Annotated in this window: 18 protein-coding genes and 1 pseudogene; 9 read left to right on the top strand and 10 right to left on the bottom strand. The window is 26.2% G+C overall.

Going from position 1 to position 19,807, the window contains the following annotated elements; translation table 11 throughout:
- Positions 1-2: 2 nt before the first annotated feature.
- From rplT to infC, 3 genes are read right to left on the bottom strand one after another with little or no spacing between them, the layout of a single operon-like run.
- Positions 3-356: a 50S ribosomal protein L20 gene (gene rplT / locus H7S46_RS00755; protein WP_183042946.1), complete on the bottom strand. Its 354-nt coding sequence runs from the start codon at positions 354-356 to the stop codon at positions 3-5.
- Between the two features lie 28 nt (positions 357-384).
- Positions 385-576: a 50S ribosomal protein L35 gene (gene rpmI, locus H7S46_RS00750; protein WP_183043023.1), complete on the bottom strand. Its 192-nt coding sequence runs from the start codon at positions 574-576 to the stop codon at positions 385-387.
- Positions 577-594: 18 nt separating this feature from the next.
- Positions 595-1,119 (bottom strand): translation initiation factor IF-3, encoded by a 525-nt coding sequence (gene infC, locus H7S46_RS00745; RefSeq protein ID WP_183043022.1) that lies wholly within the window; start codon positions 1,117-1,119, stop codon positions 595-597.
- A gap of 213 nt (positions 1,120-1,332) precedes the next feature.
- Between infC and H7S46_RS01535 the strand changes: the two genes are divergently transcribed.
- The 4 genes from H7S46_RS01535 to H7S46_RS00735 all read left to right on the top strand — a co-directional run bounded on the left by H7S46_RS01535 (position 1,333) and on the right by H7S46_RS00735 (position 4,452).
- Positions 1,333-1,467, top strand: a complete 135-nt coding sequence (locus H7S46_RS01535; RefSeq protein ID WP_259645834.1) for a hypothetical protein — start codon at positions 1,333-1,335, stop codon at positions 1,465-1,467.
- Between the two features lie 656 nt (positions 1,468-2,123).
- Entirely contained in the window at positions 2,124-2,483 is a 360-nt protein-coding gene (locus H7S46_RS01530) for a hypothetical protein (RefSeq protein ID WP_259645833.1), read from the top strand.
- On the top strand, positions 2,474-2,626 hold the full coding sequence (locus tag H7S46_RS01525) for a hypothetical protein (RefSeq protein WP_259645832.1): 153 nt from the start codon (positions 2,474-2,476) through the stop codon (positions 2,624-2,626). Before H7S46_RS01530 ends, H7S46_RS01525 begins: the two co-directional genes overlap by 10 nt.
- A 155-nt stretch (positions 2,627-2,781) precedes the next feature.
- The gene (locus tag H7S46_RS00735) at positions 2,782-4,452 is read left to right on the top strand and encodes a proline--tRNA ligase (RefSeq protein ID WP_183042945.1); all 1,671 of its coding nucleotides are present in this window, start codon (positions 2,782-2,784) and stop codon (positions 4,450-4,452) included.
- Here the strand turns inward: H7S46_RS00735 and era are convergent.
- From era to H7S46_RS00715, 5 genes and pseudogenes are all read right to left on the bottom strand, one after another.
- The gene (gene era / locus H7S46_RS00730) at positions 4,449-5,267 is read right to left on the bottom strand and encodes a GTPase Era (protein ID WP_183042944.1); all 819 of its coding nucleotides are present in this window, start codon (positions 5,265-5,267) and stop codon (positions 4,449-4,451) included. The two genes, H7S46_RS00735 and era, sit on opposite strands and share 4 nt — an antisense overlap.
- 341 nt (positions 5,268-5,608) lie before the next feature.
- Positions 5,609-5,710 (bottom strand): annotated as a pseudogene (locus tag H7S46_RS01555) (S26 family signal peptidase); the annotation flags it as partial.
- A gap of 22 nt (positions 5,711-5,732) precedes the next feature.
- On the bottom strand, positions 5,733-5,930 hold the full coding sequence (locus tag H7S46_RS01495) for a S26 family signal peptidase (RefSeq protein WP_259645845.1): 198 nt from the start codon (positions 5,928-5,930) through the stop codon (positions 5,733-5,735).
- Positions 5,931-6,071: 141 nt separating this feature from the next.
- Positions 6,072-7,865, bottom strand: a complete 1,794-nt coding sequence (lepA, locus tag H7S46_RS00720; RefSeq protein WP_183042943.1) for a translation elongation factor 4 — start codon at positions 7,863-7,865, stop codon at positions 6,072-6,074.
- 2 nt (positions 7,866-7,867) lie between these two features.
- Positions 7,868-9,082, bottom strand: a complete 1,215-nt coding sequence (locus H7S46_RS00715; RefSeq protein WP_183042942.1) for an acetylornithine/succinyldiaminopimelate transaminase — start codon at positions 9,080-9,082, stop codon at positions 7,868-7,870.
- A 173-nt stretch (positions 9,083-9,255) separates the two neighbouring features.
- Here H7S46_RS00715 and H7S46_RS00710 point away from each other — a divergent pair, with 173 nt between their 5' ends.
- From H7S46_RS00710 to H7S46_RS00700, 3 genes are all read left to right on the top strand, one after another.
- Entirely contained in the window at positions 9,256-11,988 is a 2,733-nt protein-coding gene (locus tag H7S46_RS00710) for a valine--tRNA ligase (RefSeq protein ID WP_183042941.1), read from the top strand.
- A 1,811-nt stretch (positions 11,989-13,799) separates the two neighbouring features.
- Positions 13,800-13,934 carry a hypothetical protein gene (locus tag H7S46_RS01520; RefSeq protein ID WP_259645831.1) on the top strand — a complete coding sequence of 45 codons (135 nt, stop codon included), beginning with the start codon at positions 13,800-13,802 and terminating at the stop codon, positions 13,932-13,934.
- 2 nt (positions 13,935-13,936) lie between these two features.
- Positions 13,937-14,131 (top strand): 4Fe-4S binding protein, encoded by a 195-nt coding sequence (locus H7S46_RS00700; protein ID WP_183042940.1) that lies wholly within the window; start codon positions 13,937-13,939, stop codon positions 14,129-14,131.
- On the opposite strand, the gene trpA is transcribed toward H7S46_RS00700, so the two are convergent.
- Positions 14,116-14,931: a tryptophan synthase subunit alpha gene (gene trpA, locus H7S46_RS00695; RefSeq protein WP_183042939.1), complete on the bottom strand. Its 816-nt coding sequence runs from the start codon at positions 14,929-14,931 to the stop codon at positions 14,116-14,118. The two genes, H7S46_RS00700 and trpA, sit on opposite strands and share 16 nt — an antisense overlap.
- Positions 14,932-16,113: a tryptophan synthase subunit beta gene (gene trpB, locus H7S46_RS00690; RefSeq protein ID WP_183042938.1), complete on the bottom strand. Its 1,182-nt coding sequence runs from the start codon at positions 16,111-16,113 to the stop codon at positions 14,932-14,934.
- A 70-nt stretch (positions 16,114-16,183) separates the two neighbouring features.
- Here trpB and ybeY point away from each other — a divergent pair, with 70 nt between their 5' ends.
- Complete coding sequence (gene ybeY / locus H7S46_RS00685) at positions 16,184-16,669, top strand: rRNA maturation RNase YbeY (RefSeq protein WP_183042937.1); 486 nt, start codon at positions 16,184-16,186, stop codon at positions 16,667-16,669.
- Positions 16,666-19,257: a leucine--tRNA ligase gene (gene leuS / locus H7S46_RS00680; protein ID WP_183042936.1), complete on the top strand. Its 2,592-nt coding sequence runs from the start codon at positions 16,666-16,668 to the stop codon at positions 19,255-19,257. The genes ybeY and leuS overlap by 4 nt, the downstream gene beginning before the upstream one ends.
- Positions 19,258-19,807 lie beyond the last annotated feature (550 nt).

Below are 19,807 nucleotides of genomic sequence, written 5' to 3'. Positions count from 1 at the left end.
TTTTATTCCATGTTTTTGTTTTTCTTAATTATTTTATAAAAATAATTTGTTTTTCTTATCGCAAATTCAGCAAGTATTTTTCGATTAATATTAATTTTATTTGTTTTGATTAAATATATTAAATTACTATAATTAATACCATAACTTCTTGCTGCAGCATTGAGCCGCATAATCCATAAAGTTCTAAATTGCCGTTTGCGTTGCCGCCTATCTCTAAAAGCATATTGTTTTGCTTTTATTATAGCTTGTTTTGCGACACGGTATACTCTAGACCTAGCTCCATAATAACCTTTAGCCTGCTTAATAATTTTTTTATGATGTTTATGGGAAAAAACCCCTCGTTTTATGCGGGACATTATTTAATTATTCTCCAAACTTGTTGTGTTACGCTGGTAACATACTTTTTATTTTTTTTATATTATAAGCATTAACAATACATAATTTACGAAGTTTGCGTTTCCGTTTTGAAGATTTTTTTGTTAGAATATGACTACGAAAACATTGACGATATTTAAAATTTTTATAATTTTTACGAAAACGTTTAGAAGCCCCACTATGATTTTTTAATTTATACATTTTCATTTAAAACAAAACCTATTTATTTTTTTTGGGTGTAAGAATCATTATCATTTGTTTACCTTCCAGTTTGGGTTTAGATTCTACAATTATTAAATCTTTTAAATCTATTAAAATACGTTCCATTAATTTTCTTCCTAATTCTTTATGTGAAATTTCTCGTCCTCTAAAATGCAATGTCACTTTACTACGGTCTCCATTTAGAAGAAAACGTATTAAACTTTTAATTTTTACTTGATAATCACTTTCAGATGTTACCGGTCTAAATTTTACTTCTTTTATTTGAATTTTTTTTTTCTTTTGTGCAGATTTTTGTTTTTTTTGTTCAAAAATAAATTTTCCATAATCCATAATTTTACATACTATTGATTCAGAATTATTATAAATTTGTACTAAATCTAAACCATATTTTTCCGCTTTAGTTAAAGCTTCATTAATTGTTACAACACCTAATTGTTTACCTTCTTTACTAATTAACCGGACTTTGTTAGCACGTATATTTTCATTTATAGGGGCTTCTTTTAATCGATTTGTTTTAATTATTTTAATCTCCGTACTTTTTATTTATTTTTTATATTTAAATTATAACAAAGTTTGTTATAAAAGATATATTAACTGATATTTTTATTATTGGATTTGATTTCTATTAAAAACATACCTAAATTAGAAAAAAGATTTATATATAGAGCTTGGCATTAATTAAACCTTATTGGAATTCTGAGGAGTGGGGATTAATACTTTCTATTTTAAGTGTTATTGTCAGTATATGGTTTAATAATTGGAATAAGAATTTTTATAACGCACTTAAAAAGTATGATAATAAAGAAAAGAATTTTGGTATTTAATTTTATTTATGATTCTTTTATCTATTTACAGGTATTATTGCACTAATTTATTAACAATAAGATGGTTAACGAATTTATGGTTAACATCTAAGCATTTTTATAAGTACGAAATAATTTATTACGATAATCCTGAGAAACTCATTGTTGAAGATATTGCTAACTTAACTAGTACTACTTTACATTTATCAATTGTTTACTTACTTCAGGAATTACACTGCTGGGTTTTATAAGCATTTTATGCAATGGATCAAAATTATAATAATTAAACAGGGATGTTACATGGGTTGTATTCTATGGTCAGTTTTTATCTCATCTTATTGGACAAAAATTAATACAACTTAACTTTATACAACAATTATTAGAAGCTAATATGCGATATGATTAGAATTAGAAAACGAAAACAATAAAAGTATTACTTAAAAAAAAAGTAATTTTGTGAATAAGGAAAAAACAAAAACAAGATTTAAAAATATTTTCTCACTTGACTTGTTTTAAATAATTGTTTTAAACAAAAACGTTTTTGTTTAATAAGTTTTAATTCTGGATTTAACCAACTTGCAATTGTTTTTACTATGCTAACTGCAGTATCTCAAAGTTATTTTAAATATAGTATGCCTTAATACAAATATCAAATGCTTTTAGTCAAGTACAAGGAGCGTTAAGTTGGTTTAATAATAGTTATTGTGAAGTGAATTTTATTATTTGAAATCTGTAGTTGATAGATTGACTAGACTTATAATAGCACGGAATACGTTACAAACAACTTTTTCAAATATTAAACGTAAACTTATATTATCTGAAAATACAGATGTTTATGTAAAAACTGCTAAAATTAATTTACCCAAAGGAAAAATTGTTGTTATTTCAAATTTCATTATAATAAAAGGAGAACATACATTAATAACAGCATCACAAGGTGTATCTGGTGTTTGGGGTTGGTGGCAAGGAAAAACTTCTACTTTATTTTTAAGAGAAAAACCTTATTTACCAAATGATACTTTGCGACAAGTTATAGCATATCAAACAATGTTAAATATTATTCTCAAACAACTATGGAATTAATCTTAAATTTTTGTAAAATGGATACATTAATTAATGAACTTGATTGTGTCTGTAATTGGACCCAAAGATTTTCGGAAGGAGAGCAACAACTAATTTCTTTTGCAAGAGCTTTAATTAGTAAACCAAAATGGACTTTTTTTTGATAAAGCAAGTTCCTTTTTAGATATAGAATTTGAACAATATCTTTATAAGTTATTGATCAATTATTTGCCCAATACTACTTTAGTTAGTATTTCATCTAAAAGTAGTGTTGATAATTTTTATGTACGGATTGTAGATTTAAGAACTTTAAATAAATATGCGAGCTAGTAATTTATTGATTTTAACCTTTAAAGAATTTACATCTAAAGCTAAGATTCTTAGTAATAAATTAATGTTACGTTCAGGTATGATTAGAAGTTTAGCAAAAGGTATTTATACGTGGTTGCCAATAGGCAATATGATTTTAAAAAAATTTAAAAATATATTACAGAATGAAATGGAACTAATTGGTGCTAATGAAGTACGTATGTCATCTTTACAACCTATAGAGTTATGGAAAGAATCTAAAAGGTACAAACAATATGGCTCAGAATTATTAAGATTTAAAGATCGTAACAAAAGAGAATTATGCTTGGGACCCACTAATGAAGAAGTTATTACTGATTTAATCCGCAGTGAAATTCATTCTTATAAGAACTTACCATTAAAATTATATCAAATTACAACTAAATTTCGTGATGAACTTAGACCTAGGTTTGGGGTAATTAGGGCGCGTGAATTTATTATGAAAGATGCTTATTCCTTTCATGTTACTAATGCATGCTTGGATAATACTTATAAAAATATGTATGATGCTTATACTCGGATTTTAAAACGTTGTAATGTTGATTTTCGTTCAGTAATTGCAGAAAATGGTACAATAGGTGGAATTTGTTCTCATGAATTTCATATTTTAGCAGCTTCAGGAGAAGATAAGTTAGTTTTATCTAATAATTATGCTGCAAATAATGAAATAGCTGAAGCTTTATCAAAAAATAAGAAAAATTATATAAAAAAATCATATTTAACATTAATTGATATAAAAAAAAATGAAAAGTTTTATATTAAACAAAAACTTAAAATATTAATTGTAAATGGTAAAAAAACTACATTAATAGCTTTAATATTAAGTAATAATCATAAAATAAATAAAATAAAAGTTGAGAAGCAAAGAGACATTTCTAAACCTTTAAAGATATTAAATAATGAAAAAATATCAAACAAAATAGGAGAACACATAAATTTTATAGGACCTATTGGTTTAAATTTACCTATTTTAGTAGACAAAAGTGTATCTTTACTTTGCGACTTTACAGCAGGTGCTAATCAAACTAATAAAGTCTATGTTGGTTTAAATTGGAATAGTGATTTACCTTTACCAAAAATTGCTGACCTTCGAAACGTTGTGTCTGGAGAAACAGCTCCAGACGGTATTGGATATTTAATAATACAACGAAGTATTGAAGTTGGACATATTTTTAAATTGGGAACAAAATACTCTACCTTAATGAATACAAACTTTATGAATTCAATCGGTAAAAAAAAACTATGTTTAATGGGATGTTATGGTATTGGCTTAACAAGAATAATCGCTGCTACAATTGAAAATAATAATGATAAATATGGTATTATTTGGCCTGAAAACTTAGCGCCTTTTGAAATTGTGTTAATTCCAATTAATTCACATAAATCTAAAGAAGTAATTGCTTATTCAGAAAAGTTTTATAATTTTTTTCTTAAAGCTCATTTTGATGTATTATTAGATGATAGAGGAATTAGATTAGGATATAAACTCACAGAATGGGAACTTATAGGTATACCACATAGAGTTTTTATAAGTGATCGTAATAAAAAAAAAATAGAATATAATAATCGTAAAAATAAAAAATCTATCTTTATGAATTCAAATGATATAATAAACTTTTTTACTTCAAAAGAATATACTTAATGTTTTTTTACTTTAACCCAAATTTTTAATCTAATGTTTTTATGAAATATATTTTCTATTGCAATTCGTGATTCTATGCAAATTTTTTTAACAATTCCTAACAGAATATGTTTTTGACTATTACGTTCCACAATTATTAACGCATTTATATCAATCGTTTGATTTGTATTGATTATTTTTTCTAATGTAACATCTACTAAATAAGGAAGTTCAGAATGTAATTTATTTATTAGGTTTTCTCTGATTAATTCAGCTATTAAAATACGTTTATTTTGATCAGTTTTCAACTTTGCAGGGAAATAATGATTATTCTTAGGTAAATGAGAAATTATAATAGATTCAAGCTCTTTAATTCCTATACCTACTTTTGCTGAAATAGGTATTATTTTAGCACATTGAAGTTTATTATATAATTTTGTTAACCAAGGTAACAAGCTTGTTTTATTTTTTATCCAATCAATTTTGTTAATAACAAGTATGATTGATATATTATTTTTTTTAATATGTTTAAATAATATTTGTTCTTCAAAATACCAATACATACGATCTATAACAAAAATAACGCAATCTGCGTTTTTAATAGCATTTATCCAAATTTGATTATATTTTTTATAATCTTTTTTTATTATCCCTGGTGTATCTAAATAAATTATTTGAATGTTACCTGTTGTTTTAACACCTATTATTTGTTTTCGAGTGGTTAATCTATGTTTTGAAGTGATAGAAATTTTATGTCCTAAAATTCGATTAATCAAAGTTGATTTACCTACATTTGACCTTCCTACTAAAGATACTAACCCACAAATATTATTCATTTTATTTATGCCTATTTATTTATCATACATGTTTATTTTATAAGTCTTATTGAATTTAAATTTAGGAAATAGCCCACTCAAAACCGCAAGAGCACGTCCTACAATATAGTATTGCGGAATAAACACCCCACTATCATTAGAATGATCACGATTATCTCCCAAAACGAACACGAAATAATAATAGTCTGGAACAAAGATTTTTTTTAGATGAAGTTAGGATATGGATCATTATATAATTGATGTTTATTACTGACTATATTTTAGAACAAAATTTATGGGTCGGTTACTGTATTGCCTCTGATGTTTTTTATAAATATTTCAGGTATTTCGTGGCTATTAATTTAAATACGTTTATTATGATAAATAATCAAATCTCCAGGGATGCCTATCACACGTTTAATAAAGTCTAATGTTGGGTTAAGGGGATACTTAAACACAATTACATCCCCCCTTTTATTTTAGGTTTTACTTTACTATATTTAATTTTTTTATATTAATCAGCGGAAAACGTAAACCATAAGTAAATTTATTAACTAATACAAAATCACCTGAAATAATCGTTGGACACATTGAGCTTGAAGCAATTTGAAACGGTTCAAAAATAAATAAACGAACAAATACAACTAATAAAAAAACAAAAAATAGGAAATAAAGATCTAATATACCAGGTTTTCTGTTGTTGACGATATATATATTTTAAGAATTACTCCTCTTATAATCATTGCAGCATTAAAAGCAAAAACCATTAATTTAATATGGAATATCCAATCAATAATTAATTACCTATTTCAAAGGTATTTTGGTTTAGTTTAACAAAGAACATAATATATTTTTATTAAGCACTATATTTCCATTTTTTTTCATAAGTTTTTTTCCTTCTTTTTGTTTTTCTATTAATTTTTTTTTTCGAGTTATATCCCCACCATAACATTTTGCAGTAACATTCTTTCTTAGTGCTTTAATTTTTGATTTGGCTATTATTTTTTTATAAGCAACTGCATTAATTTTTATATCAAACAATTGTTTAGATAATAAATTTTTTATTTTATCTACAAAACTTTGACCTTTTTTATATGCTTTATCAAAAGGAACAATCCTAGTTAAAGCTTCGATACGATTGTTGTTTATTAAAATATCGAGACGAACCAGTTTATATTTTTTATAACGAGAAACTTCATAATCTAATGATGCATAACCTTTAGAAACTGATTTAAGCCTATTAAAAAAATTTGTTATTACTTCAGACATTGGTAATTCGTAAATTAATTTAATATAATTTTTAATTAAAACCATATCAATTTGTTTTCCCCTATTTTTAATACATTCTTTAATAACTTTGCCTACAAATTCTTTAGGAACTATAATTCTAGCAAGTACTATGGGTTCATATATTTTAAATAATTTATAATTTTCTGGCATTTTAGAGGGATCATAAATATATTCTATTTTACCATTTTTGAATTTAATCTTATATTTTACTGTTGGTATTGTTGTTATTAATTTTATACCATATTCCCGCTCTATCCGTTCTTTAATAATCTCTAAATGTAATTTACCAAGAAAACCAATGCGGAAACCACAACCATAATAATTCGAATTTTCTGGTGTATAATTTAAAGAAGCATCATTTAATGATAATTTTTCTATTACGTTACTTAACTGTTTAAAATCTTTTATATTTTCTGGATACACACCATAAAAGATTTTTGAATTTATTTTTTTAAAACCTTTTAAAACTTGAACATTATTAGCCTTTTTTGCATGTGTAATTGTATCCCCACTTGGTGCCCCTTGAATATCTTTAATACCAGCAACAATGAACCCAACTTCACCAGCACTTAATTTACATGCTAAACAACGATTTGGGGTAAAAAAACCTAATGCTTTAATATACCAACTTCGTCCTGTTGATTTAATCATAATTTTATCACCCTTTTTTATAGTTCCATCAAAGATTCTAATTAAAGATATTACCCCAAGATATTTTGTAAACCAAGAATCAATAATTAATGCTTTAAACACATTAAAGGGATTACCATATGGTGAAGGTATATATTTTATTAAGTTTTCTATTAGAATTTTAATTCCTAAACCAACTTTAGATGATATACAACAAACACTAGTTTTTATATTAAAGGTTTTTTTTATGTTTTCAATTGTATTTTTAGGATTAGATTGAGGTAAATCTATTTTGTTTACAACTGGAATAATTTTTAAACCACGTTTTAAAGCTGTATAAAAATTAGTTAAAGATTGAGCTTCTATACCTTGTGACGAATCAATAATTAATAATGCGCCTTCACAGGCATATAAAGAGCGTGAAACTTCATATATAAAATCAACATGTCCTGGAGTATCTATTAAGTTAATCATATATTTATTTCCTTTTTTATTATTATATAATAATCTTACGGTTTGGGATTTAATTGTAATACCTCTTTTTCGTTCAATATCCAAAGAATCTAAAACTTGATCTTTAAAATCTCTTTTATATAAACCGCCACAAAATTGAATAAATCTATCAGCTAATGTAGACTTACCATGATTAATATGTGCTATAATGGCAAAATTTCGAATATATTTTGTATTGATTAACATAATTAATTCTTTTTTTTTAAAACTTTTATTGTTTTGTAAAATCTTTTCATACCTTCTTCAATATCTTCATTAGAAATTATTAAAGAAGGAGCTAACCTTAATACATTATTACCTGCATTTAATAACATTAAACCATTTTCAAAAGCTAATTTTAAAATATCTCTACCTCTGTTAATATAATTTTTATTTAATTTTATACCTAAAAGTAAACCAATTCCTCGTATTTCTTGAAATATGTCAAATTCTAAATTAATTCTTTTAATATGATTTTTAAATAAATCATGTTTTGTTTTAACTCCATTTAATACTTCCTTATTTGAAATAACATCAAAAGCTATGTTACCTACAGCACATGCTAATGGATTTCCACCGTATGTAGAACCATGTACACCTAAACTAAATACTTTACCTATTTTATTAGTTGTCAGCATAGCAGCTAAAGGAAAGCCACAACCTATAGATTTAGCTAAAGTAACAATGTCTGGTTTAATATTATAATGCATATAAGAAAATAGTTTGCCTATTCGACCCATTCCACATTGAACTTCATCGAATATAAGTAATGCGTTATATTTTTTACATAAATAACATAAGTTTTCTAAAAACGAATGTTTTGCTACATTTATACCACCTTCACCTTGTATTGGTTCTATAATAACAGCACAAGTATAATTATTTATTAATTGACGAACACTATTTATGTTATTAAACTCAGCATGTATTATCCCAATAGGAGAAGGGCCAAAACCTTTAGAATATTTATTTTTACCACCTACATTTACAGTAAAAAAAGTGCGCCCATGAAAAGATTTTTTAAAAGAAATAATTATATTTTTTTGTGATCCAAAAAACTTATAAGCATAGCGTCTTGCTAATTTTAAAGCTGCTTCATTAGCTTCTGCACCACTCGAACAAAAGAAAACTTTTTCAGCAAAAGTTGTTTTTACTAATTTTTTTGCTAAACATAAAGCAGGTTCATTAGTATAAAGATTCGATAAATGCCATATTTTTTCAGCTTGTTCTTTTAATGCTGTAATTAATGCAGGATTACAATGGCCTAAAGCATTAACGGCTATGCCACCGGCAAAATCAATATAATCCCTACCATCTTGTACCCAAATCTTGCTACCATACCCTTTAACTGGTATTTTATTTTGAGGGGAATAAATTGGTACCATATATTTATAAAAATCTTTAAAATTTGGACTAATATTCATAGTATTCTTTCTCTATTGGAGTTAAATAAATTTATGATAAAATAATAAACTAAGAAAATTAAATAATAAGGTAATTATATGTACATTACAAGTTTTTGTAACAATTCATTCCTAAACTTAAATCAAACCGATAGATGTAGTAATTAATTGCATATGGATTTATAAAATATAATATGAAATATAATGCAAATCAAATTGAAACGTATTGGCAGAAAAAATGGGAAATAAATAAAAAATTTTTGAGTAATTTATCAAGTGTACCGTTTTCCATTATGATTCCTCCTCCTAATGTTAATGGCAAATTGCATATTGGTCATGCTTTTGAGTATACGTTAATAGATTCAATAATACGCTATAAATATATGCAAGGGTATATCACATTATTACAATTTGGTACGGATCATGCTGGCATTGCCATACAACTTCTAATGGATAATAAGCTTTCCAATAATAAAATATCTCGTAGTACTTTAGGTAGAAAATTATTTCTTAAAAACACATTAAGATGGTGTAAGAACACTATACCTACAATTATTTTACAAATGAAACGTATAGGCATTAGTGTTGATTGGAAAAACGAACGTTTTACTATGGATTATGGTTTTTATCAAGCTGTTCAAGAGGCTTTTATTAATTTTTATAAAGAAGGGTTAATTTATAGAGGAAAACGATTAATTAATTGGGATCCAAAATTCTTTACAGCTTTATCTGATATAGAAGTAGAAAATATTAATTCAAAGGGTATGATGTGGTATGTTCGTTATCCTTTATTCAATCATATTGAGGATGAAGAGTTTTGTAAAGGACAAGGACCGTATAAAAATTTTTTAATAATTGCTACAACACGACCTGAGACGATTCTGGCAGACACTTGTATTGCTGTAAATCCTTACGATAAGCGTTATAAAAAATTAATAGGTAAATGTGTTATATCACCATTATTTGGTCGTATATTACCAATTATATCAGATGAATTTGTTGATAAACATTTTGGTACAGGTTGCGTAAAAATAACCCCAGCACACAACTTTATTGATTATAAAATTGGGAAACGCAATAATAGTCTTTTAATAAATATATTTACTACTGATTTTAAAATTCTAAAAAAAGCAGAAATATGTAAGTTTAAATCAGGCAAAATTTTACATTTTAATTTTCTTAAATTACCTAAGACATATGTTGGTATGTCTATTAAAATATTGCGTCTGAAAATAGTTAAAGATTTATTTAAAAATAAGTTTTTAGTAAAACAAATAGATAATTATATGTTAATGTTACCGTGTGGAGATCGATCAGGTGCAGTTATTGAGCCTTTACTTACTGATCAATGGTTTGTTTCTATTAAAAACTTAGCTAAATTCGCTATAAATGCAGTAAAAAATGGTAATATAAAATTTATACCCAAAAATTATGAAAAAATATATATAAATTGGATGTATAATATTAAGGATTGGTGTATTTCTAGGCAGTTATGGTGGGGGCATCGAATACCTGCTTGGTTTGATGAAAACAATAATATTTTTGTTGGTCGTAACGAGGATGAAATAAGAAATAAATATTCTCTTCCATTACAAACTAAATTACATCAAGATAAGGACGTTTTAGACACTTGGTTTAGCTCAGGTTTATGGATATTTACAACTATAGGGTGGCCTCAACAAAATAGGAAGTTTTTTAATTTATTTCATCCCTCTAGTATTTTAATTACTGGCTTTGACATTATCCCATTTTGGGTGTCTCGTTTAATAATGATGACACTTAATTTTATTAATGAAATACCTTTTAAAAACATCTTTATTCATGGTTTAATTAGAGATATAAAAGGACAAAAAATGTCAAAGTCTAAAGGTAATGTAATAGATCCTATTGAAGTGATAGATGGTATAGCTTTTTTTGGTGCAGATGCTTTAAGATATTCATTATTATCGATTTCTTTACCTGGCAAAGACATAAAATTTGATTTAGGAAGGTTAAAATGTTATAGGAATTTTTGTAATAAGTTATGGAATGCAACAAAATATGTTATATCTAAAGCTTCAATTTTTTATAAGAATGAATATAGCATTTTTTTTATTTGGGAGAATTTAAATTCTATTAATAAATTTATTATTTCAAGGTTACAAAAAACTAAAAACCAACTTTTAAATTATTTAGACGAATATCGTTTGGATTTGGCATCTCAAATTATTTATGAATTTGTATGGTATGAATTTTGTGATTGGTATTTAGAATTTTCTAAACTAATTTTAAATAGTAAATTTATATTACATAAATTTGGTACAATCAATACATTATTATATGTGTTAAAAGAAATTTTATTATTATTACATCCTTTAATTCCTTATATTACTGAAGAACTTTGGAAAAATATAATGTTAGTGTTATATAAAAATAAAAAAACAATAATTCTTAACCAATCTTGGCCTAATATAGAAAAAAATAAAATTGATAAAGATGCTATATTTGATGTAGAATTTCTAAAAAACCTTATTATAAACATACGTTATATGCGTACGTCATTGAATGTTAATAATTTTAAATTTATAAAAGTTTATTGTTCAAAAGTTAAACTTTTTTATAAAGACTTATTAAACAACTATAATAATTATATATGTAATTTAGCTAATATTAAAATATTAAATTATTTTGAACCAAATATTCCTTGTTTATCAAAAACCATTACAAATATTATGGTAATACATATTCCCATAATAAAATATTATGAGTTTACATTTTTTATCGAAGAATTGAAAAAACAAAAAATTTTAATTAAACTTTTAGAAGCTCAATTTAAAACTAATAATTTATATTTAACTAAAAAAAAAGCGCATCAATTTGTAATAACAAAAAATAAAATAAAACTCAAAAAAGCAAAAGATTTCATAAAATTTGTTAGTAAAACATAACAACACATACAAACCAATCCAAAACTTAACACCTAAATCAAAAACAAACAAAGACCTCAAATCCAAACCATTAAAACTTAAATTAAACAATTTAAACCACAACAATCCATTACAAAATACACTAACTCAATTCAATCAAAAACACTTACATTAAAAACAAAACAAACAATTCAAATTCAAACTTAATACAAACTTAACTTGAAATAACACAACTTTAAAAACTTACAAAACTTACATTAACTTACACACCATTACATTAACTTAATGTAAACCAATACAACATTACATTTTACACTAACTTATATTAAAATAAATTAAAGCACTCAAAGCAAAACACATTAAATTAAACCACACACTTCAAATCAACTAAACTAAACTAACTTAAACAACCATTACAACATAACTCAATACAAATCAACACATAACATAACATAACATAACAAAGCACCTCAACTTACTTAATACAAAGCAAAATTTTAATGTAATGTAAATTAAAACAAGTTAATGTAAGTTTAGTTGTAATAGTGTAATGTAATCCAATACAAACAAACACATTACAAAACACACTACACAAAACAACAACTCAACTTAAGTTAAGTTAGTGTAATTTAATGTAATGCTTTGTAATGTAATGTAATGTGGTGTAATGTAATGTAATTTAATTTATATTAATGTAATTGTTGTGGTGTTGTGTTTTAAATTAAATTGTTTTAAGTTGTTTTAAATTGTTTTATGTTATGTTGTTTTAATTTGTTTTGTTTTTGAAGTGTTTTGTAAACCACACCATTACAAAACAGACCAATCAAATCAATTCAAAAAACATTACAACACCCAAACAATTTAAACATTACAACTTAATGTGGTGTTGTGTAATGTAATGTAATTTAATTTAATTTATATTAATTTAATCCAATACAATTTAATTGTTTTTTTGTAATGTAAACCAAACTAAACTAACACAATTTAAATTAATTTAATGTAATTTTTTGTTTTGTTTTGTTTTGTTTTGTAAACCAAAAAAACTTAACACAATTTAACACAAAACATACCATTACAAAAGACTTCAAATCATTTCAAAACACATTAAACCACCTCAACTACAACAACAAATAAAATAAAACAATTTAAAACCACATTTAAAAACTTAACTTAAAACAAAATACAATAACTTACACAAACCACATTAACTCAAGTCAACAACAACTTAACCCCTAACACAACTAAACCTCAAATAAAAGAACAGAACAAATCAAAATAAAATAACTCAAAAACACCACAACTCCTCAAAACATAACAACATAACATAACATAACATAAAACAAAACAAAACAAAAGACCTCAAAACAACATAACACAACATATTACAAAACTATACACACTTAAGATAAACTTAATTTTAAAAGATTAACTAATGTCTCTAATAAATAAAAAACTACGTCCCTTTAAAGCTACTGCTTTTTATAATAGAAAGTTTGTAAAAAATATGATAAAAATCTAAAAGGCAAGTGGTGTGGTCATTTTTTCTTCTGCTGATTTTAGTTTATTATGTCCTACTGATACATTAATAATTATCTGATAATTTAAAACGTTTTAAATATAGGTGTTGAAATAATATATAGTTTTTCGACTTACACACACTTCACACATAAAGAATGGCATTATATTTAGTGTTTCAAAGATAAATTTTACAATGATTGTGACACTTTCATCTCGTAATTTTAACGTTCTTATCGAATAAACATGTTTATCTTAACTTTTGTAATTGATATTGAAGGTATAATAAAACTATCTGAATACAACGATAATGGATTTTGAAGAAACGCAACTCCAAAGAATTAATAATAAAAATTAAAGCTGCACAATATATATCCAACTGTTCTGATGTTTGTCCTGCAATTTGTAATAAAGCGGCAAACCTTAAACCTAATTTAGTAGGTAAACTTTAGGTATGTCTTTGATTATAACCACTGATTGTATAAGTTGTGGTATATGCGAACATAGTTGTCCAAATCATGCTATTTTTCCAGGTGAAGACATTTATGTAATTAATACTGATTTATGTAATGAATGTAGTGGTTTTTTTACACATCCACAATGCCTACAAGTTTGTCCTGTCGCTTGCATAACTCAAATTAATGCTTGAGCTAAACTACTAGTTAATTTTAATACGTTACTAATTGCTTTTTGGGGATTATAAAAAAAAAATTCGATTTGTTCCAATAAAGCAGATCCTACTACAACTGCATCGCTTATTTTTGAAAGTTTTTTAACGATTTGTATATTTCTAACACCAAATCCCACAGCAATAGGCAAGCTTGTAAATTTAAAATTACGTATTAACTTAATAGATTTTTCTACTTCGGAAAGTTTTGGAGTAACACCTCCTGTTAAACCATTTATTGAAATATAATAAATGTATCCAGAAGATTTATTTAAAATAAAAGGTATTCTTTTTGCATTAGTATTAGGGGTGATTATCCGTATTAAATCAATTCCTAGTTTGCTGGCGGGAACACAAACTTCTTCTGCATGTTCTGGTGGTAAATCAACTATTATCAACCCATCTACCTGAGTCGCATTAGCATCTTTAATAAATTTTTTTATTCCATAGTTATAAATGGGATTATAATATCCCATCAATATTATAGGGGTTTTATTATCAATTAAACGAAATCTTTTTACCATATCAAACGTTTTTTTTTGATTGTGACCACATTTTAATGAACGTTGAGTTGATTTCTGAATTATTTCCCCGTCAGCTATTGGATCTGTAAAAGGCATTCCCAATTCTATTATATCTGCGCCTGCTTTAGGTAAGTTATTTATTAGTTCTAAAGATTTTTCGTAATTTATATCTCCTGCTGTTACAAATGTTACCAAAGCGGCTCGTTTCTTCTTTTGTAAGAGTTTAAAACAAGTTTTTATACGTTTATTAATTAGCATTTAACTATGCTCCCGTATTATTGAAATATCCTTATCGCCTCTACCACTCAGATTTACTATTATAATATTTTCATTTGACAGTCTGTTAGCTATTTTATTTACATAAGCTAAGGCATGAGCCGATTCCAGAGCTGGAATTATACCCTCTAAATAGCAACATTTTTTAAATGCATCTATTGCTTCTTTGTTCGTAACTGACACGTAATCAATACGCTTACATTTATAATAATAAGAATGTTCTGGACCTATACCAGGATAATCCATTCCTGCTGAAATTGAGTGGGCATCTTTAATCTGACCATCTTTATTTTGTAAAATATAAGTTCTATTACCATGAATAACTCCAGGTACCCCTCCATTTAGGCTAGCTGCATGTTTACCTGTTTCAATACCCTTTCCACCTGCTTCTACTCCGACCATACGTACCTTATTATCATTTATCATTGGATAAAATAACCCCATCGCATTAGACCCTCCCCCTATACATGCTATTAATATATCAGGAAGTTTGCCTTCAATTTTAATAATTTGTTCACGTACTTCATAACCAATTATAGATTGAAAATCACGAACCATAACAGGATATGGATGTGGTCCAGCAACTGTACCTATAATATAAAATGTATTTTCTATATTATTTACCCAATCTCTTAATGCTTCATTCATAGCATCCTTTAAAGTGCCCTTACCTGAAGTTACCGGCACTACCTTAGCACCCAATAAATTCATTCGATAAACGTTGGGTTTTTGCCTTTTAACATCAGTATTTCCCATATAAATTACACATTTCATACCAAATCTTGCAGCTACAGTAGCTGTGGCAACTCCATGCATACCAGCGCCAGTTTCTGCAATAATACGAGTTTTACCTAAACGTTTAGCTAATAATATTTGACCAATACAATTATTTATTTTGTGAGCTCCTGTATGGTTTAAATCTTCTCTTTTAAAATATATTCTAGCTCCACCTAAATATTGAGTAAATCTATCTGCCAAATACAAGGGGCTTGATCTGCCTATATATTTTTTTTGATAATAAAACAATTCATTATTAAATGCTTTATCTAATTTAGCGGATTGGTAAGTTTTTTCAAGCTCTAATATGAGAGGTACTAATGTTTCTGACACAAAACGACCACCAAAATCACCAAATAAGCCTTTATAATTCGGTATAATACTCATTATTAATCCTTAAATTTTTAATTAATAAGTTATATTTTATTATTTTTTATATTATTTACTAGCACATTACATGCCAATTAAAAAAGTTTCATTAACTATACAATTTCAGTATGAAATTAATAATATAATTAAATTAATTATTCCGAATGAATCTTTGATTTATTCTTGGATTTATTTAATAATTAAACAACATTATAAAGATGTTATATCTAAATATGTTACCATTACTATACGTTTTGTTGAATACAAAGAAATTTATATGTTAAATAGCTATTTTCGTAGTCGATATGATTTTACAAATATACTTTCTTTTCCATATGAAAACCCTCCTACTCCTAAAATAAAAATAACTTTATTGGGTGAATTGGTAATAACCCCCATTTTAATTTTATATGAAGCTTTAAAAAAAAATAAAGCTTTTATTGCTCACTTTGCTCATATATTAATTCATGGCTGTTTACATTTATTAGGGCATAGTCATAATAATTATTTTGATGCTGACAAAATGGATAATCTTGAACATTCAATATTAAACCAAGTAAACTTACATTTATGATCAAACCTTTTGATTACATAGATATTGAACGAGAAGCCCAAAAATTTTGGGCAGATAATAAATCTTTTGAAACAGTAGTAGATAAAGATAATAAGGAAAAATTTTATTGTTTATGTATGTTTCCATACCCTAGCGGACATCTACATATAGGTCATGTACGTAATTATACAATAGGAGATGTAATCTCTCGTTCACAACGTATGTTAGGTAAAAATGTCTTAAACCCAATTGGGTGGGATGCTTTTGGTATGCCAGCAGAGAATGCTGCAAAAAAAAATATTAGTTCTCCTAATCAATGGACACATTCAAATATTGAATATATGCGGAAACAACTAAAATTGTTAGGGTTTTCTTATAATTGGGATAGAGAAATAACAACATGTAATTTAGATTATTATCGTTGGGAGCAATGGTTTTTTATTAATTTGATAAAACACGGTCTGATATATAAAACGAATGCTAATGTTAATTGGGACCCGATAGATAAAACAATTTTAGCCAATGAGCAAGTAATAAATGGAATTGGGTGGCGGTCTGGTGCCAAAGTAGAACGTAGAAATGTTCCCATATGGTTTTTTAAAATCACTGATTATGCCTCAGAACTTTTGAAAGGTTTAGAAAATCTTGAATGGCCAGAGTCTGTTAAAAAAATGCAAATCAATTGGATTAGTAAAACTAAAGGAATAGTATTTTTTTTTAAAGTTATGGCAGCGGTACCTAAGTTTTTATCGTATTTAAAAGTGTTTACAACATGTCCAGACACAGTATTAGGAGTTACTTTTATAATATTAGCACCTGATCATCCTTTAATCGAAATAGCGTCACAATATAATAAAAACTTAAATCAATTTTGTACTACTTTACGTAAAGGTTATCCCTTAGACTTCTTAAATAAAGAAAAAATTGGATTATTTTCTGTAGGCTATAAAGTATTACACCCCTTAACTAATGAATATTTGCCTTTATTTGTTTCTATTTATAGTTTTTTTTTATTGGAATGTGACACAATGGCAATTATGGGTATTCCCGCACACAATCAAAGAGATATGGACTTTGCAAATTCTTACGGTTTACCAATTAAAACTGTAATAATTGACCAAAATGTTAATATACCTGATATTTCCAAAAAAGCATATGCTGAATATAGATTCATTAAAAATTCAGGCATTTTTAATAAGTTAAATTCAACTGAAGCAAAAGCTTCTATCAAAAAATATATAACAAAAATAAAGTTTGGATTTATTACAAAACATTTTAAATTACGTGATTGGTGTATTTCTAGGCAAAGATATTGGGGCGTTCCTATTCCTGTTAAATATGGACCAAATGGACAAACTATTCCTCTAACAGATAAAGAATTACCTGTTTATTTACCTAATAATGTAAGTTTTAATAGTAAGTTTAATTTAAAAAAATTAGCATCTTTTTACGTTTTAGGAAATGGTTGGTCGCGAGATACGGAAACTTTTGATACTTTTATAGAATCATCTTGGTATTACGCACGGTTTTGTTGTAATGATAATCAACAAGCATTTCTTGATGCAAGGGTAAATTATTGGTTGCCAGTTGACATGTATATAGGAGGGATTGAACATGCTATTCTGCATTTATTATATGCTAGGTTTTTTCATAAATTACTTAGGGATTTTGGCTTAGTTGAATGTGATGAACCTTTCAAAAAATTACTTACTCAAGGTATGGTAGTAACCCCTACATATTATAGAGAAATACATGGTAAAAAAGAATGGTTTAACCCTTTAGATGTTAATTTAATAAAAGATAAAAATACAGGTATTGTTATAGCACGTTTAACTAAAGATGGTGGTGCTGTTATACGAAGCGGTTTTGAAAAAATGTCCAAGTCAAAAAACAATGGTATTGATCCTAAAATTTTAATTGATAAATATGGTGCTGATACTTTGCGTTTATTCATTATGTTTTCTGCACCTACTGAACATTCACTTATTTGGTCAGAATCTGGAATTATCGGTGCTCATCGTTTTATTAAGCGATTATGGTACATAGTTCAGAAACATATGTCTAAGTATTTTTCAAAAAATACTCAAATAAACATATCATCATTACGACCCGAACAATTTGTTTTATATCGCCAAACCCAGAAAATAATAAAAAAGGCTACTTACGATATGTTATTAAGGCATACATTTAATACTGTGATAGCTAAAGTAATGGAATTAACTAACTTAGTATCACGTTGTACAGACAATAGTCAGCAATGCTTGGCTGTAAAAAGGGAAGCATTGAAATCTATTCTTCTAATTTTAGCCCCTATTGTCCCACACACCACACATATTTTATGGTACAAAATGGGCTACTCATGCGCTGTTATTGATGCAAAATGGCCAAATTTTAATGAACAATGCATAATATTAGGAAAATTAATTAAAGTTTTAGTGCAAATAAATGGAAAATTACGTAAAGTATTAATTTTACCTATTAATTATTTTAAAAAAAATATTATGAATGCTATTTTATCCTCTAAACCTATGAAGTTTTATTTTATAGGCAAAACCATTAATAAAATCATTTTAGTACCATCAAAATTATTTAATATAGTAGTTAATTAAAAGATTTTTACCTGCTTTAACTTTAATAATATTTAATTAATATTCTCTTTATCTAGTATTAAATATGATCCAGTGTTTTTAGTGTTAATTATATTTAGTTATATTAATTCTGTACTGTCATTTTTTTTCGGCAAAGCTTATCTAAGTAAACTTATATTAAATAATATACATACACCTCTCATTCACCTCAATACAAATTAAAGCAAATCACAAGACAAAGACCTCAAATAACTTACACTAAACTAACTTAATCCAAAGCACAACATTACAGCACCACAAAACACTTCAACACATTACAACTCAACAAAGCAACTCATTACACAAATCCAAAAAATAAAAAAAACAATACAAAATCACTAACTCAATACATAACAACTTATATTACATTTTTTAAACACACCACAACTCAATAACTTGTTTTTGATTACATTAACTTAACTTACAAAGCACACCACAACTTTAAACAATTTAAACATTACAAAAAACTAAACATACCACAACTTTAAACACACTAACTCAACAACTAAACCTCAAATCAAAAACAACTTAA

It is taken from the genome of Candidatus Portiera aleyrodidarum (assembly GCF_902713745.1).
In the GTDB taxonomy this organism is placed as follows: Bacteria; Pseudomonadota; Gammaproteobacteria; order Johnevansiales; family Johnevansiaceae; genus Portiera; species Portiera aleyrodidarum_D.
Note: the sequence above shows the minus strand (reverse complement) of the source record. Positions and strands in the feature narration are given on the sequence as shown.

Excerpts from the sequence above, each read along its gene's own strand:
- H7S46_RS00715 (WP_183042942.1), bottom strand. The coding sequence starts at position 9,082 with ATGAATATTAGTCCAAATTTTAAAGATTTTTATAAATATATGGTACCA.
- era (WP_183042944.1), bottom strand. The coding sequence starts at position 5,267 with ATGAATAATATTTGTGGGTTAGTATCTTTAGTAGGAAGGTCAAATGTA.
- H7S46_RS00735 (WP_183042945.1), top strand. The coding sequence starts at position 2,782 with ATGCGAGCTAGTAATTTATTGATTTTAACCTTTAAAGAATTTACATCT.
- H7S46_RS00700 (WP_183042940.1), top strand. The coding sequence starts at position 13,937 with ATGTCTTTGATTATAACCACTGATTGTATAAGTTGTGGTATATGCGAA.
- rplT (WP_183042946.1), bottom strand. The coding sequence starts at position 356 with ATGTCCCGCATAAAACGAGGGGTTTTTTCCCATAAACATCATAAAAAA.
- rpmI (WP_183043023.1), bottom strand. The coding sequence starts at position 576 with ATGTATAAATTAAAAAATCATAGTGGGGCTTCTAAACGTTTTCGTAAA.
- H7S46_RS01525 (WP_259645832.1), top strand. The coding sequence starts at position 2,474 with ATGGAATTAATCTTAAATTTTTGTAAAATGGATACATTAATTAATGAA.
- lepA (WP_183042943.1), bottom strand. The coding sequence starts at position 7,865 with ATGTTAATCAATACAAAATATATTCGAAATTTTGCCATTATAGCACAT.
- H7S46_RS00710 (WP_183042941.1), top strand. The coding sequence starts at position 9,256 with ATGAAATATAATGCAAATCAAATTGAAACGTATTGGCAGAAAAAATGG.
- leuS (WP_183042936.1), top strand. The coding sequence starts at position 16,666 with ATGATCAAACCTTTTGATTACATAGATATTGAACGAGAAGCCCAAAAA.
- ybeY (WP_183042937.1), top strand. The coding sequence starts at position 16,184 with ATGCCAATTAAAAAAGTTTCATTAACTATACAATTTCAGTATGAAATT.
- trpB (WP_183042938.1), bottom strand. The coding sequence starts at position 16,113 with ATGAGTATTATACCGAATTATAAAGGCTTATTTGGTGATTTTGGTGGT.
- trpA (WP_183042939.1), bottom strand. The coding sequence starts at position 14,931 with ATGCTAATTAATAAACGTATAAAAACTTGTTTTAAACTCTTACAAAAG.